The sequence below is a fragment of the Paraburkholderia hiiakae genome (assembly GCF_904848665.1).
Taxonomy (GTDB): Bacteria; Pseudomonadota; Gammaproteobacteria; order Burkholderiales; family Burkholderiaceae; genus Paraburkholderia; species Paraburkholderia hiiakae.
The window spans coordinates 207252-232301 of the sequence record NZ_CAJHCQ010000011.1 but is presented as its reverse complement, the minus strand read 5'-3'; the positions used below and the strand labels follow the sequence as shown (position 1 = coordinate 232301).

The following is a 25050-nucleotide window of genomic DNA, read 5'->3' as shown; positions in this document are numbered from 1 at the left end:
CGCAGAAACGGACCTGGGGTGAACCCCGTATTCGGAGCAGGTATTCCTCCATTGACGCTGCGACTGCCGGTGGCTATATTCGGAAAACGTTTTCCTCGTGTCTACGAATATCAAAATAATTCCCAGGGAGCCCTGATGTCGCAACATTCACTTTCCGCCAAACCATTCGGCCGCCTTCTTCTTACTGGCGCGGGCGGCAATCTGGGGCGTCAGTTGCGCGGCGCGCTCGCGAACTGGGCCGACGTCGTTCGCGTCAGCGACATCACGGACCTGGGCGAGGCGGCGCCGCACGAGGAAACGCACCGCGTCGACCTCTCGGATCGCGAGGCGGTCATGCAACTCGTGGAAGGCGTGGATGCGATCGTGCATCTGGGCGGCATCTCCATCGACGCGCCGTTCGACGATCTGCTCGAAGCCAACATTCGCGGCACGTACAACCTCTACGAAGCCGCGCGCAAGCACGGCATCAAGCGCATCGTCTACGCGAGTTCCAATCACGTCACGGGCTTCCATCCGGTCACGAGCGTGCTCGATACCGACGCCGCGCACCGGCCGGACAGCTTGTACGGCGTGACGAAATGCTTTGGCGAATCGCTGTCGCGCTATTATTTCGATCGCTTCGGCATGGAAACGGTATGTCTGCGCATTGGTTCGTCGTTCGAAGAACCGAAGAACGCACGCATGCTCGTCACGTTCCTCAGCTATCGCGACTTCATCGAACTCGTGCGCTGCTCGCTGTTCACCAACCGCGTGGGTCATGCGATCGTTTATGGCGTGTCGGACAACCCGGCAAGCTGGTGGGACAACGGCAACGCGGGTTTCCTGGGCTACCGGCCGCGCGACAGCTCGGCGGCGTACGCTGAGCGCTTCCCGGCGGCCGCACCGAACGCCGAGCTTGCCGACGCTGCGCAGCTGTATCAGGGCGGCCCGTTCGTGCTTGGCGAGCCGATGCAAGGCGCCGAACGCTAATCGGACTCCTGATAATAGGAAGGCTCCGCTCGACAGCCTGAAGGCAGACCGCTCTGGCCGCGAAGCGGCTGGGCGGTGGTAGGCCGCGCTCGACAGTTAGTTGCAGGTTTACTGCAGTTTCACAATTGCAGCTTGATCGGCACCACACCCCGCGGCCGCACTCGCCCGGCACCTGGTACAACCTGCGGGCTGTATTTGAAAATTACAGTCTATGGTTTGTATTTTTACTTTACAACGTATAGACTGTATTTGCCTGCGCCGCGCGTTTCCGTTTGCATCGGCCGCTTGTATCCGCAGCATCCGCATTTAGCCGCCCGGAGTTGCCGTGGACTACCCTCTCAAGACTCTGAGCCAACTGCGCCCGATTCTCGTCGGCTTCCGCAAGAAAGCCGGCCTCACCCAGAAAGACGTGGCCGCGCGGCTCGGCATCTCGCAGCAAAGCTACGCCGCGTTCGAGGCGAATCCCGAAGCGGCAAGCGTCGAGCGGCTCGTTCGGGTTCTGCGGCTCGTCGACGTCGAAATCAAACTCGGCGCGCCCGAAGCCAAGACATCGCCGGTCACCGCGAAAGCCACGCCACGCCCAGCCAAAGCCCCCGCGGCTGCAGCCAGGATGTCGAGCACGGCCAAGCCCCCGGCTGCCAGCAAACGCACCCCAACCCGCACCCCAACCCTCACCCCAACCCGCACCACGCCGGCAGCCGAAGCGCCGCAGCCCCAGCCCGCCACACGCCGCAAGCCGAGGGAGAACTGGTGAGCGCACGCCCACGTCGACCCAACCGGCTCGACCTGTGGATGAACGGCCTGGCCGTGGGCTACTGGGAGAGCGTGCGCGGCAATGAACGCCTCGTGTACCTCGACAGCTGGCTCGACGACGAGCAAGGGCGCCCCCTCTCCCTCTCGCTGCCGTTCACGCCCGGCAACCAGCCCTGGCGCGGCCAGATGGTCGCGGATTATTTCGACAATCTGCTGCCGGACAGCGACCGCATTCGCAGACGCATCGCCGCGCGCTACCAGACGGGCGGCACCTCGCCGTTCGAGTTGCTCGCCGCGCTCGGTCGTGATTGCGTGGGCGCACTGCAGATTCTCCCCGCAGGCGTTGCGCCCACCAGCCTGAGGAGCATCAAGGGGCGCGTCCTGAGCGAAAGCGACATCGCGCAACTCTTGCGCGAAACGACTGCCACGCCGCACGCGGGCGAGCACGATTCCGTGGACAGCCTGCGGCTGTCCATTGCCGGGGCGCAGGAAAAGACCGCGCTGCTGCGGCATGGCGGGCAGTGGCTGCTTCCCGAAGGCAGCACACCGACCACGCACATCCTGAAACTGCCGCTCGGCCTTGTCGGCAACATGCGCGCCGACATGCGCACCTCGGTGGAAAACGAGTGGCTGTGCACGCAAATCATCGCGGCCTACGGCTTGCCCGTCGCGCCGTGCGAAATCGCGCAATTCGAGGATACGAAGGCGCTGGTCGTGGAGCGTTTCGACCGGCGCCTTGCCAGCGACGGCAAATGGATCGTGCGCCTGCCGCAGGAAGACCTGTGCCAGGCCACGGGCACATCCGGGCTCGTGAAGTACGAAGCCGACGGCGGCCCGGGCATCGACGCGATCATGCAAGTCCTCGACGGTTCCGCGCAAGCCACGGCCGACCGCCGCCACTTCTTCGTGACGCAAATCGTCTTCTGGCTGCTCGCGGCAACGGACGGCCACGCGAAGAACTACAGCATTGCGCTGCTGCCCGGCAGCGAGTACGCCACCACGCCGCTCTACGACGTGCTCAGCGCGCATCCTCTCATCGGCCGGGGCCGTAATCATATTCCGCCGCAGCGCGTGAGCCTCGCGATGGCCGTGTGCGGGCGCAACCGGCACTATCGCGTCGAGGAGATCTATCCCCGGCACTGGATCGCGCAAGGCCAGCGCGTGGGATTCGCCATGGCGGAAGTCGAAGCGATGCTCGCGCAGGTGGCGGCGCAAACACCGCGTGTGATCGAAGCCGTCTCGAAGCAGATCCCCGTCGATTTTCCCGAAGACGTAGCCGACGCCGTCTTCGCCGGCATGCGCAGGCTCGCCGCGAGGCTTACGGCCGGGCTCACGATTTAAGCGAAATCAGCCGCACGCGAGATCCTCGTCGTCGATCGCGCGCGTGAGCAGGTCGAGAAAAGCCCGCATGGTCTGCGGCAGCGTGCGGCCCGCCATCGTCTGGATCTGCAGCGTGCGCTGATGCAGTTCCGGGTTCGTGAGCGGCACCGCGGCAAGCCCCTCTACCTCGAGACGGCCGCGCACGGTCAGAAAGCCGGTGAACGTCACGCCATCGGTCAGGCGTACGAATCTTTGCAGTGCGACATGATAGTTGCTGACGAACACCGGCTCGAAGATCAACCCTTCGAGGCTGCACGCGATGTCGAGTAGCTGGCGGATCGTCACGCCCTGGTTGTTCATGGCGACCGGCCACGGAATCAAATCGCGCAACGAAAGCGACTCGCGCGCCGCCAGCGGATGATCGCGACGCATGAGCGCAAATATCGGTGCGCGCTGCGAATAGTGCACCGCAATTTCTTTCTCCGGCGCGAGGCTGAAGCACAGCGCGATATCGGCCGTGCCCTCTCTCACACGCTGCGTTGCAACAGAGGGCGCCGACACGTCCAGCTGAAAATGCGTTTGCGGATATGTCCTGAGAAAATGCGCGAACACCTGCGGCAGAAAATCGGGCGCCAGGCCCTCGGAGCTCGCCACGCGTATGGTCGCGCGACCGCCCTCGCTCAGCCCGCGAATCTCGCCGACCACGCGCTCCGATTCGAGCAGACTGCGCCGCGCGTGCTCGGCGAGCATGCGCCCCGCCTCGCTCAGCACCATGCCGCGCGGCCGCCGCTCGAATAACGGCGTGCCGAGTTCTTCCTCGAGCCGGGCGATCTGGCGACTGAGCGCCGAAACGGCCACGTAAAGCCGTTCGGACGCCTTGCTCAGCGAGCCGCTGCGGGCCACTTCCAGAAAATAGCGCAGTGCGGTGTTGTCCATGTCGATGAGCGCGGCCTCGTCCGCTTTGCCGTTTCGGCAAAGATAGATCACAAATATTGTAATTGTGCCGAAATATCGGCGGCTGCAGGATCGTTCGACGGCCTTAAAACAGGGAGACATGAGTTGACCCGTGACACCGCCATTCAAACCGCAGCCGGTCAATACGATTCAGGTCACTTCCTGAACGATCTGCGCCGCCGTGTGGCGTATCGCACCGAGAGCCAGGAGCCGGACAGCGGCGAGCGCCTGCGCGGTTATCTGGTTGATGAGCTCACACCGCTCCTTATCGAATGGGGCTTTACCTGCCGTGTCGTCGAAAATCCCGCCAAAGGCGCGGGCCCATTCCTGATTGCCCACCGTCACGAAGACGATGCGCTGCCCACCGTGCTCAGCTACGGCCACGGCGACGTGGTGCGCGGCTACGACGCGCAATGGCGCACAGGGCTCACGCCGTGGGACGTGACCGTCGAGGGCGAACGCTGGTACGGCCGCGGCACCGCCGACAACAAAGGCCAGCACAGCATCAACCTCGCCGCGCTCAAGGCCGTGCTCGACGCGCGCGGCCGCAAGCTCGGCTTCAACCTCAAGCTGCTCTTCGAAACGGGCGAGGAAGTCGGCTCGCCGGGTCTGCACGAACTGTGCACGCAGTTGCGCGACGAACTCGCCGCCGACGTGCTGATCGCCTCCGACGGCCCGCGCCTTGGCGCGCACCGCCCGACGATCTTTCTCGGCTCGCGCGGCCTCGTCAATTTCAAGCTCGAACTGACGCTGCGCGAAGGCGGCCATCATTCGGGCAACTGGGGCGGCCTCTTGCGCAATCCGGGCGTCGTGCTCGCGAACGCGATCGCCTCGATGGTCGACGCAAACGGCAAGATTCTCGTAGAGGGCCTGCGCCCGCCGCCCATTCCGGAATCCGTGCGCCGCGCGCTCGCCGATATTCGCGTGGGCGGCAGTCCGGGCGAGCCCGAAGTCGATCGCGACTATGGCGAACCGGGCCTCACACCCACCGAGCGCGTGTTCGGCTGGAACAATCTGGAAGTGCTCGCGTTCCGCACAGGCAACCCCGAGAAGCCCGTGAACGCGATTCCACCGCACGCTATCGCTTACATGCAGATTCGCTTCGTCGTCGGCACCCGCTGGCAGAACCTCGAACGCATCGTACGCGCGCACCTCGACGCACACGGCTTCGACATGATCGCGCTCGACGTGGAGCGCGGCGCGCCGGCCACGCGTGTCGATCCCGACAACGCGTGGGTGCAATGGGCGCTGCGCTCGCTGCGCGCGACCACGGGAGCCGAGCCCGTGCTGCTGCCGAACCTGGGCGGCACGCTGCCCAATGACGTATTCGCCGAAGTGCTCGGCATGCCCACGCTGTGGGTGCCGCATTCGTATCCAGGCTGCTCGCAACACGCACCGAACGAGCACCTGCTCGGCCCGGTCGTGCGCGACGGGCTGCGCATCATGGCTGGCCTCTTCTGGGACCTCGGCGCTAGAGAGGCCGGCGCGTCCAACCCCGCACCACATCCAACAACACGTGCATGAGGAGGCGGCAATGAGCATCGACTCCCTACCCGCGCATCACGGCAGCGAGCCCTGGTCAGCGCCCGAGCAAAGCACTTCAGGCAAGAGCGTCTCGCGGCTCATCATCGCGACTTCGATAGGCAATGCGCTCGAGTTCTACGACCTGCTGGCGTACGGCTACTTCGCCTCGACGCTCTCCAAGCTTTTCTTTCCCGTTCACAACGCGACGATTTCGCTGCTGCTCACGCTCGGCACATTCGCGCTCTCGTATCTCGCGCGGCCGTTCGGCGCGCTCGTGCTCGGCTCATACAGCGACCGCAAGGGCCGCAAGGCGTCGCTCACGCTCTCCATATCGATGATGACCATCGGCACCGGCATGGTCGCGCTCATGCCCACTTACGCGACGATCGGCATACTCGCGCCCATCGGCCTTTTCGCCTCGCGGCTTCTGCAAGGCTTTTCGGCAGGCGGCGAGTTCGGCAGTTCCACCGCCTTCCTGATCGAACACGCGCCGCAGCGCAGCGGTTTCATGTCGAGCTGGCAGTTCTCGAGCCAGGGTGCGAGCACGGTGCTCGTCTCCCTGTTCGGCGCCGTGATCATGGGCACGCTCACGCAGCCACAGCTCGAAAGCTGGGGCTGGCGCATTCCATTTCTGTTCGGTGTGCTAATTGGACCCGTGGGTCTTTATATCCGCAGACGCATCGACGAAACGCCCGAATTCGAGCGCGCCGAAAAAGCCGAGTCGCCCGTGCGCGAACTGTTCCCCACGCAAAAGTCGGGTGTGATTGCATCGATTGGTGTGCTGATACTGACCACATCGGCCCAATACGTGCTCCTCTACATGCCGACCTATGCCGCACGGCAACTCGGTCTCGCGCCTTCGTCGGGCTTTATCGCCACGCTCGTGGCCGGCCTGATTGCCATCGTGCTCACGCCCATTGTGGGCCACTGGTCGGACAAGGTGGGCCGCACGCGCATCATGTTCGTAGCGGGCGTGCTGTTCCTGCTCACCGTCTATCCAGCGTTCATGTTCTTGAACGCGCGTCCTTCGCTGCCCACGCTGCTGGCCGCCGTGATCTGGATCGCGGTGTTGAAAGTCACCTATTTCGCCTCGATTCCGGCGCTCATGGCGAGCTTCTTCCCCACGCGCACGCGCACCACGGGCATGGCGCTCGCCTACAACGTCGGCACGACCGTATTCGGCGGTTTCACGCCGCTTGCCGTGGCCTCGCTCATTGCGGCGACGAGCAATAATCTCGCGCCGGGACTCTGGCTGATGTTCGCGGCCGTGTTGAGCCTCGCTACGCTGATCTGGGCGCGCGTCAAGCTGGGCGCCCGTTGAACCGGCGCCGTACAGGAACAAGCAAAAGGAAACACGCACGTATGCAACACGATTTGCCGCAAGAACTTCAGGACGCCATCCAGTTTTCCGTCGATCACGAATCGGCATGGGACCGTAACGCCGATGGCAATTTCGGCGTGCACGTGAACGACCCGCCGCCGTGGAACCGGTTGCTCGGCCCCATCCACGATCGTGGCCCTGTGTCGGGCGCCGTTGCCGTGAATGGGCGTCTGCTCGCGCAATGGGGCGAGCCCGATCGGCCCGATCTGACCTTCAGCATCGCGAAGACATATCTGGCGCTGCTCGCGGGCGTGGCGCACGACCGCGGCCTCTTGCCCGATCCCGACGAGCCCGTACGCGCGCGCGTGCCCGGCATCGGCTTCGACGATGACCACAACGCGACCGTCACGTGGACGCATCTGCTGCAACAGACGAGCGAATGGACGGGCAAGTGCTTCGGCCTTTCCGATCAGGCCGATCACTATCGCGCCGTCACCTTCGGCGAGCCGCCCAACGGGAAGAAAGGCGATTTGCGCCCGTTGCAGGCGCCCGGCACGTATTGGGAATACAACGACGTGCGCATCAACCAGCTTTCGCTCGCGCTCCTGCATCTGTTCGGTCGTTCGTTACCCGAAGTATTTCGCGAGACGATCATGCGGCCCGTTGGCGCGAGCGAGAACTGGCAATGGGTCGGCTACGACAACGCGTGGATCGATCTGGATGGCAGACGCGTGCAATCGGTGCCCGGCGGCTCGCATTGGGGCGGCGGCATGTCGGTGAGCGCGAACGATCAATTGAAGATCGCACAAATGTTGCTCGACGATGGCGTAGCCTCTGGCAATCGCGTGCTCTCGAGCGAATGGATCGCGCGCATGCGCACACCCTGCCCGCTCGCGCCGTTCTACGGCTCACTGGTCTGGCTCAATACGGAGCGGCGCGTGTTTCCCAGCGTGCCCGAATCGAGTTATTTTGGCGTGGGCGCGGGAAGCTCGTTTATGTGGATCGAGCCCGAGCGCAAGATCGCGCTGATCGTGCGCTGGCTCGACTCAGCATTCGCGGATACGTTCTTCGGCAAGATGCTGCACGCCGTAGATGCCGTGTGCTCGCGCCAGGGCACGAGCACACTCGCAAACTAATTCATCGCCATTTCCAGCACGCGCGCCACGTGCAGCGCCGTGACGTTCGCGCCGTCGTGGATCTGGTGGCGGCAACTCGTGCCATCCGCCACGACGAGATCGGCGCGATCCGCTTTGCGCACGGCGGGCAACAGCGAAAGCTCGGCCATCGCAAGCGACGCTTCGTAGTGCTCCGCTTCGTAACCGAAGCTCCCCGCCATCCCGCAGCATGACGATTCGATCGGCTTCACGTCCAGCCCCGGAATCCAGCCCAGCACCGTGAGCACGGGCCGGAAGGCGTCGAACGCTTTCTGGTGACAATGGCCGTGCACCCACGCGCGCGGCGCGTCGAGTGGGTGCAAGGCCAGATCGAATCGGCCCGCGCCTTTCTCGCGCACGAGAAATTCTTCGAACAGGAACGCCGCGGCCGAGAGCTCGCGGGCCTCGTCGCCGTAGCCGTATTGCAGGAACTCGTCGCGCATCGAGAGCAGGCACGAAGGTTCGAGCCCGACGATCGAAACGCCGCGCGCGACGAATGGCATGAGCGTGTCGAGCAGGCGCCGCGCCTCGCGCTTCGCCTCGTCCACCAGCCCCGCTGCGAGGAACGTGCGCCCGCAGCATAGCGGGCGTTCTTCGCCGCGCACATTGAAGTGCACGAAATAACCGGCCGCTTCTAGCACCCGTTTCGCGGCGCGGGCGTTTTCGGGCTCGAAGTTGTCGTTGAACGTATCGACGAACAGCACCACCTCTTTGGTTGCCGCTGCTGCGTCCCGCTTTGCGGCCGCAACCGCCAGAAGGAACGACGGTCGGAACTGAGGCAGCGAGCGTTGCGGCGCGAGACCGAGCGCGCGCTTAACCCACGCGGATACCAAAGGAATCCGCTCGCCAGCCGCTGCGAAGCCTCCCGCCTTCGCCGCACGGCGCGCATAGCGCGGCAAAAACGCAATCATCCTCTCCCTCAGCTTCACGCCGTGCTTCATATTCCACGCCGCGCGCGCCTCGATCTTCAGCTTCGCCATGTCCACGCCGGTCGGGCAGTCGCGCTTGCAGCCCTTGCACGATACGCACAGGTCGAGCGTGTCCTTGACCTCATCGCTCGCGAGTCCGTCCTCGCCCAACTGCCCCGAAATCGCGAGCCGCAGCGTGTTCGCGCGGCCGCGCGTCACATGCTTCTCGTCCTTCGTCACGCGATAGCTGGGGCACATCGTGCCCGCGTCGAACTTGCGGCAGTGGCCGTTGTTGTTGCACATCTCCACGGCTTTCGCGAGGCCGCCAGTCAGGTCGTCGCCGCTGCCGGGCGGCGTTTCAACACCCGTTAGCGGATCGCGGTCCACGTCCCACGCCGACCAGTCGAGCATCGGCCGCATCTGGCGCTCGCGATATCCCGGCGCGAAGCGGAACAGCTTCGCGTCGTCCATCTTCGGCGGGCGGACGATCTTGTCAGGGTTGAAGCGGTTCTCGGGATCGAACAGCTGCTTGATCTCCATGAAGGCCTGGTTGATCTTCGGTCCGTACTGCCAGGCAATCCATTCGCCGCGGCACAGGCCGTCGCCGTGCTCGCCCGAAAACGCGCCCTTGTATTCGCGTACCAGTTCTGCAGCCTCTTCCCCTATCGCGCGCATTTTCGTCGCACCATCGCGGCGCATGTCGAGAATCGGGCGCACGTGCAGCGTGCCGACGCTCGCGTGCGCGTACCACGTGCCCTCGGTGCCATGCCGATGGAAGACTTCAGTCAGGCGGCTCGTGTACTCAGCGAGATGTTCGAGCGGCACGGCGCAATCCTCGATGAACGAGACGGGCTTGCCGTCGCCCTTCATGCTCATCATGATGTTCAGGCCTGCCTTGCGCACTTCCCACAGCGCCTTTTGCTCGTTCGCATCGGTCATCTTCACGACTGAGTCCGGCAGACCGAGGTCGCCCATCAGTTCAACCAGACCATCGAGGCGGCGCACCTGATCATCACGATTCTCGCCAGCGAATTCGACCAGCAGGATCGCCTCGGGCCTGCCCACCAGCGCCTTTTCGATCACCGGCTTAAAGCCCGGATTGCCAAGCGCGAGTTCGATCATCGTGCGATCGACTAGCTCCACCGCAGTCGGCTTGAGCTTGACGATGTGCTGCGCCGCATCCATCGCCTGCCAGAAGGTCGGAAAGCTCACCACGCCCAGCGTTTTGTGCGCGGGCAGTGGCGCGAGCTTCAGCGTGATCTGGTGGCTGAATGCGAGCGTGCCTTCGGAGCCCACGAGCAGATGCGCGAGATTCGCCACGCCGTCGTCGGTATAGGCGAGCGGGTTCTGGCAGTCGAACAGGTCGATGTTGTAGCCGGCCACGCGGCGCAACACCTTCGGCATGCGTTCAGCGATCTCGCCGCGCTCGCGCGTGGCGATGCGTTGCACACCTTCGAGCAGCGCCGCCAGCCGCGCGCCCTCGTGCGGCAGCTTCAACGACTGGAAACGGGCCTCGCTGCCGTCCGCGAGAATCGCGTCGATGCCGAGCACGTTGTGCACCATGTTGCCGTATTCGATCGAGCGCGAGCCGCACGAATTGTTGCCCGCCATGCCGCCGATCGTGCACTGCGCGGCCGTCGAAACGTCCACGGGAAACCACAGCCCGTGCGGCTTGAGCCACGCGTTCAGATGATCCAGCACGACGCCCGGCTCGACCGTCACCGTACGCGCATCGGCATCGAAATCGACGATATTGTTGAGCCACTTCGACGTATCGATCACGAGCGCTTCGCCCACCGTCTGGCCGCACTGGCTCGTACCCGCGCCGCGCGCCAGCACAGGAGCATGCTCGAGGCGCGCCACTTCCAGCGCGGCGCGCAAGTCGTCCTGATCGCGCGGCACCACCACGCCGATGGGCATGATCTGGTAGATCGAGGCGTCGGTTGCGTAACGGCCGCGGCTCGCGGCGTCGAAAAATACGTCGCCGCGCAGTGCGTCACGCAGGCGCCGCGCGAGCGGCGAGCCATGGCCCGCGCTCGAGGGAACCAGATGAATCGGCTTGATCAGCATGCCCGAGGTGCGTGCGCCTTCCATCGCTGTTCACACTCCCTGATGAGAACCCGTGGGCTCTTCAGTCGGCTTGCCCAACTCGAAGCGGCTATCTGGCTGCATGCGGAACGCGAGAATCACGCCGCAGCCCATCAGCACCATGCTGCCCACGAACGGCAGATCCCAGTTGCCGAAGCGGTCGATCAGAAAGCCGCCCACCACGGGCGAGATGATCGCGGCCAATGCCGAACCTGTGTTCATCATGCCGCTCGCCGTGCCGGAGAATTCCGGTGCGATATCCATGGGAATCGCCCACATCGGGCCGATGGTCATTTCGGCGAAGAAGAAACCCGCCGCGAGGCATGCCATCGAAATGACGGGATCGTGCACGAACATCAGCGGCACCAGCACGATCAACGTGATGAGCATGCACACGGAGACCATCCAGCTGCGCGCGCGCTTGAGGTTGCCCGTGCGTTGAAAGAGCCAGTCAGTCACGAGACCGCCGAGCGTGTCGCCCACCACGCCCGCGAGGAATACCACCGAGGCGAAGATCGCCGACTTGCCCAACTGCAGGTGATAGTTGTGCAGAAAGTATTGCGGAATCCAGCTAAGGAAAAGCCACAGCGTCCAGCCGTAGCAGAAGTAGACGATCGTCACCGGCATCATGCGCTTGAAGAGCGCCATCCACGGCAGGCCTGTCACGCGCGGCTTAGGCGGCGGCAGGATGGCGAGTTCGGCCTCGGTGATGCGCGGGTGATCCTTCGGATGTTCGGTGAACGTGACCGCCCACACCACCACCCACAGCAGGCTGAGCGCGCCGCATACGTAGAACGATTCGCGCCAGCCGTAGCGCGCCATCACCAGCACCACGACAGCGGGTGCCACCGCATTGCCGACGCGCGACGCGGAGTGCGTGATGCCCTGCGCGAAGCCGCGCCGCTCTTTCGCGACCCAGCGCGACATGGCCGAGGTCGAGGCGGGAAACGTTGCGCCCTCACCGAAACCGAGCAACAGGCGCGCGGCGAGCAGCGTGGCGAGGCCACCCGCCATGCCCGTGAGCACCGTGGCTACGCCCCACAGCGCGCCGCAGAAGAGCAGCGTGCGCCGCGCGCCGAAGCGATCGCTCACCCAGCCGCCAATGACCTGAAACAGCAGATACGGATACGCAAACGCCGAAAAAACCAGCCCTACCTGGGTATGCGAAAGCTGGAACTCCTTGCCGAAGCCCGCCGCCGCCGTGCTCACGTTCACTCGATCGAGGTAGGTGATGAAGTACATGATGCAGAGCATGATCAGCACGATGCTGCTCGCGCTCGTCAATCGATACCGTTTCATCGTCTGTCTCCGTTGCTGGTTCTATCGGCCGCATCGCCCTTCTTGCAGGGGCGTCCGGCATGGGAACGACCTGGGACAAGCTGGGAAATCAGCCTGTCATGCCGCGCCCCGTGCGCGGCATGTGCGTGGTATGCGCGTGGTGTGCGCCCGCTCCCCCCGTTTCAGGCTGCTTTCAGCGAAACCACATTGGGCTGCGCCGCGAGATATTCCATCGCCGCAGGCAAGCCGCTGTCCTTCAAGGGCACGTTCGCAATGCGCAGGCCCATCTCGCAGCCGGCCAACGCCGCCAACAGCGTGAGATCGTTGCAGTCGCCCAGGTGCCCGATGCGGAACATGCGCCCCTTGACCTTGCCGAGACCCGTGCCGAGCGAAAGATCGAAGCGCTCGTAGATGATCTTGCGAACCGCATCCGCATCCACGCCGTCGGGCATCATCACGCCCGTGAGCACGGGACTGTAGACGGCGGGGTCGGCGCACTGGATCTCGAGGCCCCACGCGTGCACCGCGCGCCGACACGCCTCGCCCAGCCGCCGATGCCGCGCGAACACGTTGTCGAGCCCTTCGTCCTGCAACATGTCGAGCGCTTCGGAAAGGCCGTAGAGCAGGTTCGTGTTGGGCGTGTACGGCCAGTAGCCGCTCTTGTTCATCTCGATGATCTCGGCCCAGCCCCAGAAGCTGCACGGCAGCTTTGCATGCTCACTGGCCGCCAGCGCCTTCGCCGAAACCGCGTTGAAGCTGATGCCCGGCGGCAGCATGAGGCCCTTCTGCGAGCCGGAGACGGTCACGTCCACGCCCCACTCGTCGTGCCGGTAGTCCGCGCTCGCGAGACCCGAAATCGTGTCCACGAGCAACAGTGCCGGATGCCCTGCGGCGTCGATCGCGCGGCGCACCGCGGCGATGTCGGAGGTCACGCCGGTCGAGGTCTCGTTGTGCACCACGCAAACGGCCTTGATGGCGTGCTGCGAATCTTCGCGCAGACGCTTTTCGATCATGTCGGCCTGCACGCCGCGCCGCCAGCCTTCAATGCCCGGCAGACCGAGAAATTCCGGCTTCAGCCCAAGGCGCTCGGCCATCTGTTTCCATAACGTCGCGAAATGACCCGTTTCGTACATCAGCACCGTGTCGCCGGGGCTCAGCGTGTTGGTGAGCGCGGCTTCCCACGCGCCGGTGCCCGAGGCCGGATAAATCACCACCGGCTGCTGCGTCTTGAAGATCTTCTTGATGCCATCCAGCACCTTGAGCCCGAGCACGCCGAACTCGGGGCCGCGGTGGTCGATGGTCGGATAGCTCATCGCGCGCAGGATGCGATCGGGCACCGGGCTCGGCCCGGGTATCTGCAGGAAGTGGCGACCGGCGGGATGGAAATCGAGCTTCAACATGCAATCGCTCCTGTTTTGAATTTTGCATTCAAAAAACTATAATCCAGCCAGCCCACGTACAGACAGACAATTCTGATGTGGTTTACCCCAATCACAGCTTGCTGCTTTGAGATCCTGTCCTTGGGCTAGAATTCGCTGGAAATCGATGAAAATGCCTTTTGCATGCAAAACCCGAACCTGAACCCCTCCGCCATTAGCCCGGAACTGCCGCCCATTGCGCGCCAGCAACTTCATGACACCGTCGTCGACCATCTGCGACGGTTCATCGTGGAAGGCGTGCTCGAGGCCGGCCGCAAGCTCAATGAACGCGAGCTGTGCGAGACCCTGGGCATTTCGCGCACGCCGTTGCGCGAAGCGCTGAAGGTGCTCGCTTCCGAAGGGTTGATCGAGATTTCGCCGAATCGCGGCGCCTCGGTCTCGAAGATGTCGGAGGCGGAACTGCGCGAGACCTTCGAACTCATGAGCGGGCTCGAAGCGTTTTCAGGCGAACTGGCTTGCGAGCGGATCACCGCGGCCGAAATCGCCGAGATCAAAGCGCTGCACTACGCCATGCTCGCCTGCCGCGCGCAGAACGATCTGGCCGGTTATTACAGCCGTAATCAGGCGATTCACGACAAGATCAACGAAGCGGCGCGCAATTCGGCGCTGCGGCAAACGTATATCGCCGTGAACCGCCGCTTGCAGGCGCTGCGGTTTCGCTCGAACTTCGAGACCCCAAAGTGGGATCGCGCGATCCGTGAGCACGGCGAAATGCTGGAAGCGCTCGACGCGCGCGACGGCAAGCGGCTCGCGGCGATATTGCGGCAGCATTTGCTTGCCAAACGCGATGCGGTGTTGAGGATTGGGGACGCGCCTTCGGCGCAGGAGTAGATCGGCAACCGGGCGTCAGCCATCCCAATGCGTTGCGCGCGCAACGTATCTCGATTACTTCGCCGCCGACTCCAAAAAACTCTGCGCGAGTTGCTTCCTCAAGTGATCCGCTGCTGGCGATAGCCTGCGGCCCACGCGCGTGACCATCTGGCTCGAAAAGCCCGCGGCGATCGGATGATCGATCGGCACGGCCACCAGTTCGCCCAGATCGATGCCGCGACGCGCCGTAATCGACGACATGAACGCCACGCCCAGCCCGGCAGCCGCGAGCGTCTGGGCGGTGTTGAATAGATCCACGCGATACGCGGGCATCACGTTCAGGCGCGCGTCGTCGAACAGCGACTGCACGAAGTGCTGCACGCCAAACGCCTCGGTCATGAAGATCAGACGCTCGCTGGCGAGTTCGGCGGGCGCCACCTTCTGCATCTTCGCGAAGCGGTGCGAGGGCGCGACGAGCGCGCAAAGCGGGCGCCCCGCAAAGGGGTGAATGCGCATGGCGGGGTCGTCGGAGGTGCGCGTGCACAAGCCGATATCGACCATGTCGTCGCGCACGAGCGACAGCACGACCGGCGTCGGCCCCGAACGGATCTCCACGAGAATGTCGGGGTACGTCATCGAAAATCGCTGTAGCGCCCGCGCGATCAGATTGCCGATGAAGCCCTCGCCCACGCCCAGCGCCACGCGTCCGCGCCTCAGGTGCCGGTACTCCTCCAGGCGCGCGGCCAGATCGCGCTGGCGACGCTGGCCGTCGCGATAATGGTCCACGAGCACCTGACCGATCTCGGTCACGGCCACGCTGCGCCCGCGCCGCTCGATCAGCGGAAAGCGCAGCCGCCGCTCGAGCGCCGCCACCTGGCGGCTGATGACCGAGGCGTTGATGCCCAGCGCCTCGGCGGCCAGGCGCACGCCGCCCGCCGCCGCGATTTCGGCCAGATAGCGCAGCGGCCGCTCGCCAATATCGTCGATCGCGCCTCGCGCCGCATCTTCCCGATCTACCTTTCCCCGCATTGCATTGCTCCTTTCGCGCGCGTTGTCTTGCTGCGCCGCGACAATCGACCGTTGACTTCAAGTCAACATTTTCGACGCTTTTCCGTCATGGGTCGAGTTTTTCGTCGATGCAATACTCGGCCTTTGGCTTTTGCCCGAACCTATTCCAATAAAAGGAGTCCCCCATGAGCGAGCACCACTACTGCGAAGTCGCCGACCTGGCCGAAGCCCGATCGGAACTCGACGAAATCCGTCATCACCTCCACAAGCACCCTGAGCTCTCCTACGAGGAAGCCGACACGTCGCGCTTCGTCGCGGACAAGCTCGCGGCCTGGGGCTATGACGTCACGCGCCGCGTGGGCGGCCACGGTGTGGTGGCGTCGCTCAAGGCGGGCACGAGCGCGCGCACGGTAGGCGTGCGCGCCGACATGGACGCCCTGCCGATCCAGGAGCTCACCGGCCTCGACTACGCGAGCGTGCACGAGGGCAAGATGCACGCGTGCGGCCACGACGGCCACACCACGGTCCTGCTCGGCGCGGCGCGCCAGCTCGCCAAAACGCGCAACTTCGACGGCACCGTCCACCTGATCTTCCAGCCCGCCGAGGAAGCCGGCTCGGACAGCGGCGCCGAGCGCATGATCGCCGACGGCCTTTTCGATCGTTTTCCCTGCGAAGCGATCTTCGGCCTGCACAATCATCCGGGCGTGCCCACCGGCACGTTCGGCTTTCGCGCCGGCCCGCTCATGGCCGCGTGCGACACCGTCAAGCTGCGCGTTCACGGCAAGGGCGGCCACGCGGCGCGCCCGCATCTGGCCGTGGACCCGGTGCTCGTGGGCAGCAGCATCGTGATGGCCTTGCAGTCGGTGGTGTCGCGCAACGTCGACCCCACCGAAGCCGCCGTCGTGACCGTTGGCGCGTTCCGTTCGGGCCATGCGCCGAATGTGATTCCCGAAGACGCCGTGCTCGAAATGAGCGTGCGATCGTTCTCGCCCGAAGTGCGCGCGACGCTCGAAGCACGCATCCGCGCGCTCGTTCAAGCGCAGGCGCAAAGCTACGGCGCGACGGTGGACATCGACTTCATCAGCGGCTATCCGGTGCTCATCAACAGCGAAGCCGAAACCGAATTCGCACGCCAGGTGGCCGAGGAACTGGTCGGGCCGGAGCACGTCATCGCGCCGTTTCCGCCGATCGCGGGCAGCGAAGACTTCGCGTACTACCTGCAGCAGCGCCCTGGTTGTTTCGTACGCCTTGGCAATGGCGAAGGCCGGCCGATGCTGCACAATGCGCGCTACGACTTCAACGACGAGAACCTGACCATTGGCGCTGCGTTCTGGACGCGTCTCGTCGAACGCTTCCTCAGCAAGGACCGTGCATGAACGCCACGACCGAACCGCTTCTGAAAGCGGCCGACGAAGCCGCGCTCTCGCCTGCCTACCAGCGCAAGATCGTTCTCGCGGCGGTGATCGGCAACCTGCTCGAATTCTTCGACTTCACCGTCTACAGCTATTTCGCGCTGACGATCGGCCATCAGTTCTTTCCGGCCGACAGCCAGGTCACGTCGCTGCTGCTTGCATTCGCGGTGTTCGCCGTGGGCTTCGTCATGCGCCCGCTCGGCGGCATCGTGCTCGGCCGCTACGCGGACCGCGCGGGCCGCAAGCCGGCGCTCACGCTCACCATCCTGTTGATGGCGGTGGGTTCCGCGTCTATCGGTCTTGCGCCCACCTATGCGCAGATTGGTATCGCTGCGCCACTGCTTATCGTCGTCGCCCGCCTCGTGCAGGGCTTCGCGCAAGGCGGCGAGTTCGGCGCGGCAACGGCCACACTGCTCGAAATGGGCGGACAAGCGAGCCGTGGCTTTCGCGCGAGCTGGCAGCTCGCGAGCCAGGGCGCGGCGGCGCTGCTCGGCTCGGGCCTCGCGGCGAGCCTCGGCTTTCTGCTCTCTGCAGACACGATGCATAGCTGGGGCTGGCGCATTCCGTTTTTGCTCGGCACGCTCATCGCGCCGGTCGGTATCTATCTGCGCCGGCACATTCGCGAGGAGCCGCCAGCGCAGCGCGTGGTCGCGGACCGTGACGACCCGAAGCGAGGCGTGTACGTGCGCAACTGGTTCCTCACGATCTTCGCGATCATGGGCATGTCGGTTTCGACGTACGTGATGATGTACTACATGCCGACCTACTGCATCCAGTACCTGGGATTGCCACCCAAAATGTCGATCCTCGCGGGCGTGGCGTCCAGCACGATCTCGCTCGTGATGTGTCCGATCTACGGCGCGTGGTCGGATCGCATGGGCCGTCGCAAGCCGCTCACGGTGATCGGTCGCATCGCGCTGATCCTGCTGCTCTACCCGGCGTTCTGGCTCATGACGCACTTTCCTTCGCTGCCGGTCGTGCTCGGCGCGCTCATCGTGCTCATGCTCTTCTATACGATGGGCTCCGCTCCCGCTTACGCGTTGATGCCGGAAAACTTTCCGAAGCATCTGCGCGCAGGCTATATGTCGAGCGCGTACGCGATTGCGGTGTCGGTGTTCGGCGGCACGGCTCAACTCGTGGCCGGCTGGCTCATCCATGTCACGGGCAACAAGATGGCGCCCGCGTGGTACATGATCGGCTGCGTGCTGATTTCGCTCATCGCCGTTTCCCTGTTCGAGGAAACCGGCAACAAGGCGATCGACTGAACGGTCGAGTCAAAAGTACGCGACCTTGAAAAAGGGCGGGCGAACGCAATTTGCGCCGCCCGCCCTTCACATTACGTCATCGATTATTCTGAGAAATTTAGTTTAACTACACAACTCCGTTCTTACTGGCCTCCCTGCGCGCCACCGTTCGGTTGAGTGCTCATTGCGCCATTGCCGTTGTTATACGGCATGTTCTGCCGAGTTCCCGGTGCAGGCGCAGGCGCCGCGCCAGTCCCCGTTCCCTGGCCGCCGCCCGTCGCCGTCGTGCCCGGCGCGCCGTAGCCGCTGTTGTCATAGCGCGTGCCTGCGGCGCTTCCCGGCGAGCGTGCCGTGTTGATGCCCGCCGCGCCCGTCGTGCCGCCGCCCGCGCCTACCCCATTGCTGCCGCCGTTGGCTCCCCCGGCCGTGCCGCCGCCAGCGCTTTGCGCGAGTGCAACCGCCGAACACGTTGCGATTACGACCCCGGCCAGCAATTGCTTGATCGATCCATTCATTTCGCTCTCCTTGAGGTTGTGGATGAAACTGCTGCGTGGCGTGCTGACGCCGCGCCACGCTTACCTCTTCTTCCGCAAGCGCCATGCCGCCAGCGAGCGACACCCGAGTGAAGCCCGACTGTTCGCCGCTTCCGTTTGCTCGCGTTGCACACGCGGCGCGGCATCCGCCTTGCTGTACCGGCAAATGCATGCAAACCGGCGCAAAGCCGGCAAATCGAGGTTTCAACGCTCTCAAACGAGGAGGAAATCGCAATGGCTAACATGCTCGACAACTGCAAGGTCGCAATCCTTGCCATGGACGGGTTTGAGGAAGTCGAACTTACCGAACCGCGCCGCGCATTGAAGGAAGCAGGCGCGCAGGTGGACGTAATCTCGCAGAAAAGCGGCGAAATTCAGGGCTTTCGCCACGTCGACAAGGGCAGCAAGATCAAGGTGGACCGCACTTTCAGCACCGCGAAAGCGGATGACTACGACGCGGTTGTGTTGCCCGGCGGGGTGGTGAACGGGGACGCCATCCGCCTGATTCCGGAAGCCCAGGCGTTCGTGCGCGCGGCCAACGACGCGCACAAAACCATCGCCGTGATCTGCCATGGCGGTTGGCTGCCCGTCTCGGCGGGTATCGTCAAGGGGCACACCATGACGAGCTGGCCCTCGCTGCAGGACGATATTCGCAATGCGGGCGGCAAGTGGGTCGATGAGACCATGGTGCACGACGGCAACCTCATCACGAGCCGCAAGCCCGACGACCTGCCCGCCTTCAATGCGGAGATCATCTCCACGCTTTCAGCGGCGGCAGGCACGGCATGACAGCGCTGGCCAAGGCCATGCTCAGAGCGCCACCTGCACGCCCAGTTCGACCACATGCTCGGGAGCCAGGCCGTAATACTCGGCGCTCGAAGCGCAGTGATACGACATGAAAGCGAAGAGCCGCGCGCGCCAGCGGCTCACGTCTTGCTGGGCGTGCTGTCGCAGCACTTCGTCGCGCGGCAGATAGTAGGTGGTCTGCCGCGGGTCGAAACGCCAGTCGCCCAGCCGGCCTTGCAGCGACGCCAAAAGGTGCGGCAGATTGGGCCGCTCGACAAAGCCATGATGCGCGACGATCTCCCAGCAGCCCGCGCCGAGGTCGCGCGCTTCAATGCGCGTTTCGTCGTCCGCCTGTGGCGCGGACTCCGAAACATTGGCGAACACGATTACCGTGCGATGCAGGACGTGATTGTGCCGCACGTTACTCGCGAGCGCGGCTGGCGTCATGCCGGGTACGTTGCCCGGGTAGACAGCGGTGCCCGGCACGCGGGGCGGCTTCGGATCGGCCGAGCAGATGCCGCGCAAAAAATCGTCCACCGACTCGCCGCGTACCGCATGGCGCGCCTCAAGTTCGCGGCACCGGTTCCAGGTGCTCATCGTGATGAACAGCAATGCGCCCACGGAGACCGGGAACCAGCCGCCCGTGGGAATTTTCGGCAAGCTTGCCGCGAGCAGCATGCCGTCCACGAGCAGCAGCGGCACGCACGTGAGCGCCGTGAGGAGGCGCGGCCAGCCCCACACTTCGCGGCACACAGATAACATCTGCATCGACGTGGTCACCATCGTCATCGCCACCGCGAGGCCATACGCCGAAGTGAGCCGCTCCGAACTGCGAAAGAACAGCACCAGAAACACCACGGCCACGAGCAACCCCGCGTTCACCGCCGGAACATACACCTGGCCGCGCCGCTTGCTCGAGGTCTCTATCGTCCGCATGCGCGGCAGGAAGCCTAGTTCGATGGCCTGGCTCGTCATCGAAAATGCGCCCGAAATCACCGCTTGCGAAGCGATGATGGTCGCAAGCATGGCAATGCCAACTGCCGGAATGAGCGCCCACTGGGGCATCGAGCGAAAGAACGGCTGGCTGGCGCCGCTCGGCTCGAACAGTATGGTCGCGGCCTGGCCGAAATAGCCAGTGACGATCGCAGGCAACACGACACAAAAGAACGCAATGCGAATGGAACGCGTGCCGAAGTGGCCGATGTCGGCGTAGAGCGCCTCAGCGCCAGTCAACGCAAGAATCACGGCGGCGAGCACGCCGAACGCGAGCCCCGGATGCGCGAGCGTAAGCCGCACGGCCCATAGCGGCGACACCGCGGCGAGAATCGCGGGATAGCGCACGATGTGATAAACGCCTACCGCACCGAGGCTCAAGAACCATAGCGCCATGACGGGACCGAACGTGCGCCCGACCACGGCGGTGCCGCGCGACTGGAACACGAAGAGCGCCACGAGAATCGCCAGCGAAACCGGCAGCACCGCGCTATCGAACGCGGGATTGATTTCCTTGAGCCCTTCCACGGCGGAGAGCACGGAGATGGCGGGCGTGATCATCGCGTCGCCGTAGAACATCGCCGCGCCAACGAGCCCCGCGAGCACGAGCAGACGCGGCGCGGGGCGCCCTGCCTTCGCGAACCCGGCGCGCACGAGCGCCGTGAGCGCGACGATGCCGCCCTCGCCTTCGTTATCGGCGCGCATGACGAACAAGGCGTACTTGAGCACCACGACGATCAGCACCGCCCACAGGATCATGGAGAGCACGCCCATTACCACGGGCTGCGCCGTGGAATGCGCCGTCTGGACCGCTTCGCGCAGCGCGTAGATCGGGCTCGTGCCGATGTCGCCGAACACCACACCGAGCGCACCGAGCACCAGCACGCGCTGGCCGGAAGCGTCGTCCGGGTTGCGCGCCTTCTCTTTCGGCGCTTCTCTGAGTGGGTTGAGGCGTTCCTGAAGCATGGCTGCGCGGCGTCCGTGGAGGCTTGACCTTCCCGCAAGCGGCGTTCCTCTTGAGCGCGAACGGGTGAAGGGTCGAACGGCAATTTCGCGGCTGCGCTGTGCGCACTTGCGTTATTCGCAAGGGATGCCTATATTTCGATTGCGGATAGTTGCGAGTCGCAACCATCTGCATTAGGACCCTAACGGAGACCATCATGGATTTTGTCGACGTGCCCGCCCAGCCCCGCGAGACGACCATCCTCGAACTGCGCGAGTTCTCGCGGCGGCTCGTGCGCGAACTCGGCTTCATGCGCACGACACTCGCGGACAGCGATCTCGCCCCTTCCGCCGTGCACGCCATCATCGAGATCGGCGCGCAGCCGGGCATCAACGCCAGAGCGCTAGGCGACATCCTGCGGCTCGACAAGTCGAACACGAGCCGGCAGGTCGCGCGGCTCGAGGCGGCCGGTCTCGTCAAACGCAAGACCGCCGACGACGACGCGCGCTCCTCCGAACTGACCCTGAGCGCAGCGGGCCAGAAGCTGCGCGCGAAGATCGACCGCTTCGCCACGGACCAGGTTTCCCACGCGCTGCGGCGGCTGGTTCCCACGGATCAGCAGGCGCTCGTGCGCGCGCTCGCGCTCTACGCTGACGCGCTCGCGCACGACAACCCCAACGAGGACAGCGCAACCGCGTCGACAGCGGGCGTGCAGATCGTGGAAGGCTACCTGCCCGGCTGCATTGGCGACATCGCGAGCCTGCACGCGCGGTTCTACGCGGCGAACTGGGGCTTCGGCGCTTACTTCGAGAAGAAGGTGGCGACGGAACTGGCCGAATTCGCCGGCGCCTTGCCCGCCGAAGGCCGGGCGCTGTGGCTCGCGGTGGAGCGCGATCGCATACTGGCTTCGCTTGCTATCGACGGACACGGGAGCGGCGACGCAGGCGTCGCCCATCTGCGCTGGTTCATCGTGGACGACTCACTGCGCGGCACCGGTATCGGCAGGCAGTTGATGACGACCGCCATGCAGTTCGTCGATGCGCGTTACGCCGAGACTTACCTGTGGACGTTCAAGGGCCTCGACGCCGCGCGGCATCTGTACGAGTCGTTCGGCTTCCAGTTGGCAGAGGAATTCGATGGGGGCCAGTGGGGCACGAAGGTCACGGAGCAGCGCTTCGTGAGGCGCCGCGCCCCCTAACCGGCATCACACGGACTCCGCCGTGCGCCCGCGCGTTTCAGGCATGCGCAGATACACGATCAGCGAAATCGCCGCGCAGGCCGTGACGTACCAGTAGAAGTACTGCTCGTGCCCGCTCGCCTTGAAGCGCAGCGCGACGAACTCCGTCGTGCCGCCGAGAATCGCCGTGGTGAGCGCATACGGCAGCCCCACCGCAAGCGCGCGAATGCGCGTGGGGAACAACTCTGTTTTCGCGAGCATGTGGACCGAGGTGAAACCGCTCAGCATCACGAGCCCGGCGAACGACAGCAGGAACGCCACCAGCGGATCGCGCGTATGGCTGAGCGCCGTGAAAAGCGGCACGGAGAATAGCGTGGTCGAAAGGCCAAAGCAGATCAGCACCGGGCGGCGGCCAAATACGTCGGAAGCGAGTCCGAAGAGCGGCTGGAGCGGCATGTAAAGCAGCAGCGCGCCGGTGGAAACGAGCGTCGACATTTCCTTCGAAAGGCCCACGGTGTTCACGAGGTACTTCTGCATGTACACGGTAAACGTATAGAAGCCCACCGTACCGCCCACGGTAATGCCGATCGCAAGCAGAATCTGCCGCCAGTGCAGCAGCAATTGCTTGAGCACAGGCGGACCGGCTTCACGCCTGCCGCGCTCGAATGCTTCGGTCTCCGTCACGTTGCGCCGCATATAGAGCGCGAAAAGCGCGAGCGCGCCGCCTAGCAGAAACGGCACACGCCAGCCCCAGCGCTCGATCTGCTCCGCCGTCATCAGCAGGTTCTGCATGACGAGCATGAGTGCGAGCGCAACGAGTTGCCCCGCCACCACGCTCACCTGCAAAAAGCCGAGATAAAAGCCGCGCCGGTTGGCGGGTGAAATCTCGCTGAGGTAAGTCGCGCTGGTGCCGTACTCGCCGCCCATGCTCAGGCCTTGCAGCAGGCGAGCGGCGATCAGCACAATCGGCGCGAGCACGCCGATACTCGCGTAGCCCGGCGTGAGCGCGATCATGAGCGAGCCGATGCACATGGCCGTGACCGACCACGTGAGCGCGGACTTGCGCCCGTGCCGGTCGGCGTAGAAGCCCACGAGCCAGCTGCCGAGCGGTCTTGCGACGTAGCCCACGGCCGCGATGGCAGCGGTATTCATGAGTTGCACGGTCGGCTTGTCACTCGGGAAAAACGACTTCGCAAAATAGATCGAAAAAATGCTGTACGCCAGAAAGTCGTACCACTCGATCAGGTTGCCGGCCAGGCCCCCGACGATCGAGCGGATGCGCGGCCGCGCGATCGGTGCAGCGTGTATTTCTGCCGTCTGGTTATCGATTCGGACTCCGAAGTCCACTTCATTCGACATGCGTGTCTCCTCCTCTTGTTTTTCAAAATGCCGGGGGTGGCGTTCAGTCCTTCGGTGCGTACTCGCGATCGAGCCGGTCGAACAGCGGCTTGTTCACGAGGCGCTGACGCTCGGCGAACGGCGCAACGATATTCGCGTCTTCGTCGAGGCGGCCGTTCGCGCGCAACTGCCCGAGCGCACGCTGCATGCCGACCACCGCGCCTTGCAGCGCCGCGTTCGCGTACAGCACCAGCGCGTAGCCGAGGCCCGCGAGCGCTTCGCGCGACTGCACCGGCGTCTTGCCGCCAATCACGATGTTGATGAGCTGCGGGGCGTCGATGAGCTTCGGCAGGCGCTCGATATCCTCGAGCTTTTCCGTGGCTTCGATAAAGAGAATATCCGCGCCCGCCTCGATGAACGCATGGCCGCGCGCAATCGCGTCTTCGATGCCGTGCACGGCGGCCGCGTCGGTGCGCGCCATGATGAGCAGGTTGCCGTCTTCACGCGCGTCCACGGCCGCGCGGATCTTGCCCACCATCTCGCTCGCGCCGATCACTTCCTTGTTGGCGAAGTGGCCGCACTTCTTCGGCATCACCTGGTCTTCGAACTGGATCGCGTCGGCGCCGCTGCGCTCGAGCGTGCGCACGGTCTGGCGCACGTTCAGCGCGTTGCCGAAGCCCGTGTCGGCGTCGACGATGAGCGGCAGGTTGACGGCGTCGCGCACCCGCGCCGTGTGCTCGGCAACGTCCGAGAGCCCGATGAAACCGAGATCGGGCAGGCCGAACGACATGTTGGTCACGCCTGCGCCCGTGAGGTAGAGCGCCTCGAAGCCGGCGTCCTCGATCACGCGGGCGCTCATGGCGTTGAAGGCGCCCGGCACGAGCAGGCCGCGGCGTTCGTTGACTTTGGCGCGGAAAGCGGCGCGGCGGGCGGCGGTGGAGGTGGTCATCGCGATGGCTCCGTTCAGTTGATGCGTTCAGTGGGTTTTGAGATGGCTCAGACATTTGCACGATGTATGCCAGCGGGCACGAGCCAGGCCTAAGCCATACAAAACAATACCTTAGCTGGACCCTAAGCACGACGAGCGTTTCATGTCAC

The 25050-nt window shown here is 64.5% G+C and carries 20 protein-coding genes; 11 read left to right on the top strand and 9 right to left on the bottom strand.

All coding sequences use genetic code 11. The annotated features are described in order from the left end of the window. Positions 1–135 precede the first annotated feature (135 nt). From JMY28_RS21790 to JMY28_RS21780, 3 genes are all read left to right on the top strand, one after another. Complete coding sequence (locus JMY28_RS21790) at positions 136–969, top strand: NAD-dependent epimerase/dehydratase family protein (protein WP_201697982.1); 834 nt, start codon at positions 136–138, stop codon at positions 967–969. Between the two features lie 325 nt (positions 970–1294). Next, positions 1295–1723: a helix-turn-helix transcriptional regulator gene (locus tag JMY28_RS21785; RefSeq protein ID WP_201697981.1), complete on the top strand. Its 429-nt coding sequence runs from the start codon at positions 1295–1297 to the stop codon at positions 1721–1723. Then, positions 1720–3063, top strand: coding sequence for a type II toxin-antitoxin system HipA family toxin (locus tag JMY28_RS21780; protein WP_201697980.1), 1344 nt, complete (start codon positions 1720–1722; stop codon positions 3061–3063). The genes JMY28_RS21785 and JMY28_RS21780 overlap by 4 nt, the downstream gene beginning before the upstream one ends. Positions 3064–3069: 6 nt before the next feature. Here the strand turns inward: JMY28_RS21780 and JMY28_RS21775 are convergent, their stop codons facing one another. Beyond that, positions 3070–3978: a LysR family transcriptional regulator gene (locus JMY28_RS21775; RefSeq protein ID WP_201697979.1), complete on the bottom strand. Its 909-nt coding sequence runs from the start codon at positions 3976–3978 to the stop codon at positions 3070–3072. 123 nt (positions 3979–4101) lie between these two features. On the opposite strand from JMY28_RS21775, the gene JMY28_RS21770 reads away from it, so the two are divergent. From JMY28_RS21770 to JMY28_RS21760, 3 genes are read left to right on the top strand one after another with little or no spacing between them, the layout of a single operon-like run. Further along, positions 4102–5520, top strand: a complete 1419-nt coding sequence (locus JMY28_RS21770; RefSeq protein WP_201697978.1) for a M20 family metallopeptidase — start codon at positions 4102–4104, stop codon at positions 5518–5520. 10 nt (positions 5521–5530) lie between these two features. Continuing rightward, entirely contained in the window at positions 5531–6841 is a 1311-nt protein-coding gene (locus JMY28_RS21765) for an MFS transporter (protein ID WP_201697977.1), read from the top strand. 41 nt (positions 6842–6882) lie between these two features. Beyond that, on the top strand, positions 6883–7977 hold the full coding sequence (locus tag JMY28_RS21760; protein ID WP_201697976.1) for a serine hydrolase domain-containing protein: 1095 nt from the start codon (positions 6883–6885) through the stop codon (positions 7975–7977). Here the strand turns inward: JMY28_RS21760 and JMY28_RS21755 are convergent. The 3 genes from JMY28_RS21755 to JMY28_RS21745 all read right to left on the bottom strand — a co-directional run bounded on the left by JMY28_RS21755 (position 7974) and on the right by JMY28_RS21745 (position 13669). After that, positions 7974–10997 (bottom strand): FAD-binding and (Fe-S)-binding domain-containing protein, encoded by a 3024-nt coding sequence (locus tag JMY28_RS21755; protein WP_201697975.1) that lies wholly within the window; start codon positions 10995–10997, stop codon positions 7974–7976. The two genes, JMY28_RS21760 and JMY28_RS21755, sit on opposite strands and share 4 nt — an antisense overlap. Positions 10998–11003: 6 nt before the next feature. Further along, positions 11004–12290: an MFS transporter gene (locus JMY28_RS21750; protein WP_201697974.1), complete on the bottom strand. Its 1287-nt coding sequence runs from the start codon at positions 12288–12290 to the stop codon at positions 11004–11006. Positions 12291–12451: 161 nt separating this feature from the next. Beyond that, positions 12452–13669 (bottom strand): pyridoxal-phosphate-dependent aminotransferase family protein, encoded by a 1218-nt coding sequence (locus JMY28_RS21745; RefSeq protein WP_201697973.1) that lies wholly within the window; start codon positions 13667–13669, stop codon positions 12452–12454. A 162-nt stretch (positions 13670–13831) separates the two neighbouring features. Between JMY28_RS21745 and JMY28_RS21740 the strand changes: the two genes are divergently transcribed. Next, complete coding sequence (locus JMY28_RS21740; protein WP_201697972.1) at positions 13832–14539, top strand: GntR family transcriptional regulator; 708 nt, start codon at positions 13832–13834, stop codon at positions 14537–14539. Between the two features lie 54 nt (positions 14540–14593). Here JMY28_RS21740 and JMY28_RS21735 read toward each other — a convergent pair whose 3' ends face one another. Beyond that, a complete protein-coding gene (locus tag JMY28_RS21735; protein WP_201697971.1) occupies positions 14594–15547 on the bottom strand; it encodes a LysR family transcriptional regulator in 954 nt (317 codons plus the stop codon). Between the two features lie 164 nt (positions 15548–15711). Here JMY28_RS21735 and JMY28_RS21730 point away from each other — a divergent pair, with 164 nt between their 5' ends. After that, positions 15712–16902 carry a M20 aminoacylase family protein gene (locus JMY28_RS21730; protein ID WP_201697970.1) on the top strand — a complete coding sequence of 397 codons (1191 nt, stop codon included), beginning with the start codon at positions 15712–15714 and terminating at the stop codon, positions 16900–16902. Further along, complete coding sequence (locus JMY28_RS21725) at positions 16899–18203, top strand: MFS transporter (RefSeq protein WP_201697969.1); 1305 nt, start codon at positions 16899–16901, stop codon at positions 18201–18203. Before JMY28_RS21730 ends, JMY28_RS21725 begins: the two co-directional genes overlap by 4 nt. A 122-nt stretch (positions 18204–18325) precedes the next feature. Here the strand turns inward: JMY28_RS21725 and JMY28_RS21720 are convergent, their stop codons facing one another. Continuing rightward, positions 18326–18697 carry a hypothetical protein gene (locus JMY28_RS21720; RefSeq protein WP_201697968.1) on the bottom strand — a complete coding sequence of 124 codons (372 nt, stop codon included), beginning with the start codon at positions 18695–18697 and terminating at the stop codon, positions 18326–18328. A 252-nt stretch (positions 18698–18949) separates the two neighbouring features. Between JMY28_RS21720 and JMY28_RS21715 the strand changes: the two genes are divergently transcribed. Then, positions 18950–19504: a type 1 glutamine amidotransferase domain-containing protein gene (locus tag JMY28_RS21715; protein WP_201697967.1), complete on the top strand. Its 555-nt coding sequence runs from the start codon at positions 18950–18952 to the stop codon at positions 19502–19504. 21 nt (positions 19505–19525) lie between these two features. On the opposite strand, the gene JMY28_RS21710 is transcribed toward JMY28_RS21715, so the two are convergent. Further along, complete coding sequence (locus JMY28_RS21710; protein WP_201697966.1) at positions 19526–21460, bottom strand: potassium transporter Kup; 1935 nt, start codon at positions 21458–21460, stop codon at positions 19526–19528. Positions 21461–21654: 194 nt separating this feature from the next. Here JMY28_RS21710 and JMY28_RS21705 point away from each other — a divergent pair, with 194 nt between their 5' ends. Further along, on the top strand, positions 21655–22635 hold the full coding sequence (locus tag JMY28_RS21705; protein WP_201697965.1) for a bifunctional helix-turn-helix transcriptional regulator/GNAT family N-acetyltransferase: 981 nt from the start codon (positions 21655–21657) through the stop codon (positions 22633–22635). Positions 22636–22641: 6 nt separating this feature from the next. Here the strand turns inward: JMY28_RS21705 and JMY28_RS21700 are convergent, their stop codons facing one another. Together JMY28_RS21700 and JMY28_RS21695 are read right to left on the bottom strand one after the other, a co-directional pair. Beyond that, positions 22642–23973 (bottom strand): MFS transporter, encoded by a 1332-nt coding sequence (locus JMY28_RS21700; RefSeq protein WP_201697964.1) that lies wholly within the window; start codon positions 23971–23973, stop codon positions 22642–22644. Between the two features lie 43 nt (positions 23974–24016). Next, the gene (locus tag JMY28_RS21695) at positions 24017–24901 is read right to left on the bottom strand and encodes an isocitrate lyase/PEP mutase family protein (protein WP_201697963.1); all 885 of its coding nucleotides are present in this window, start codon (positions 24899–24901) and stop codon (positions 24017–24019) included. Positions 24902–25050 lie beyond the last annotated feature (149 nt).

Bases quoted from the DNA above. Each gene is read 5' to 3' on its own strand.
- JMY28_RS21790 (WP_201697982.1), top strand. From the start codon at position 136: ATGTCGCAACATTCACTTTCCGCCAAACCATTCGGCCGCCTTCTTCTT.
- JMY28_RS21775 (WP_201697979.1), bottom strand. From the start codon at position 3,978: ATGGACAACACCGCACTGCGCTATTTTCTGGAAGTGGCCCGCAGCGGC.
- JMY28_RS21765 (WP_201697977.1), top strand. From the start codon at position 5,531: ATGAGCATCGACTCCCTACCCGCGCATCACGGCAGCGAGCCCTGGTCA.
- JMY28_RS21760 (WP_201697976.1), top strand. From the start codon at position 6,883: ATGCAACACGATTTGCCGCAAGAACTTCAGGACGCCATCCAGTTTTCC.
- JMY28_RS21755 (WP_201697975.1), bottom strand. From the start codon at position 10,997: ATGGAAGGCGCACGCACCTCGGGCATGCTGATCAAGCCGATTCATCTG.
- JMY28_RS21750 (WP_201697974.1), bottom strand. From the start codon at position 12,290: ATGAAACGGTATCGATTGACGAGCGCGAGCAGCATCGTGCTGATCATG.
- JMY28_RS21745 (WP_201697973.1), bottom strand. From the start codon at position 13,669: ATGTTGAAGCTCGATTTCCATCCCGCCGGTCGCCACTTCCTGCAGATA.
- JMY28_RS21740 (WP_201697972.1), top strand. From the start codon at position 13,832: ATGCAAAACCCGAACCTGAACCCCTCCGCCATTAGCCCGGAACTGCCG.
- JMY28_RS21735 (WP_201697971.1), bottom strand. From the start codon at position 15,547: ATGCGGGGAAAGGTAGATCGGGAAGATGCGGCGCGAGGCGCGATCGAC.
- JMY28_RS21730 (WP_201697970.1), top strand. From the start codon at position 15,712: ATGAGCGAGCACCACTACTGCGAAGTCGCCGACCTGGCCGAAGCCCGA.
- JMY28_RS21725 (WP_201697969.1), top strand. From the start codon at position 16,899: ATGAACGCCACGACCGAACCGCTTCTGAAAGCGGCCGACGAAGCCGCG.
- JMY28_RS21720 (WP_201697968.1), bottom strand. From the start codon at position 18,697: ATGAATGGATCGATCAAGCAATTGCTGGCCGGGGTCGTAATCGCAACG.
- JMY28_RS21715 (WP_201697967.1), top strand. From the start codon at position 18,950: ATGGCTAACATGCTCGACAACTGCAAGGTCGCAATCCTTGCCATGGAC.
- JMY28_RS21710 (WP_201697966.1), bottom strand. From the start codon at position 21,460: ATGCTTCAGGAACGCCTCAACCCACTCAGAGAAGCGCCGAAAGAGAAG.
- JMY28_RS21705 (WP_201697965.1), top strand. From the start codon at position 21,655: ATGGATTTTGTCGACGTGCCCGCCCAGCCCCGCGAGACGACCATCCTC.
- JMY28_RS21700 (WP_201697964.1), bottom strand. From the start codon at position 23,973: ATGTCGAATGAAGTGGACTTCGGAGTCCGAATCGATAACCAGACGGCA.
- JMY28_RS21695 (WP_201697963.1), bottom strand. From the start codon at position 24,901: ATGACCACCTCCACCGCCGCCCGCCGCGCCGCTTTCCGCGCCAAAGTC.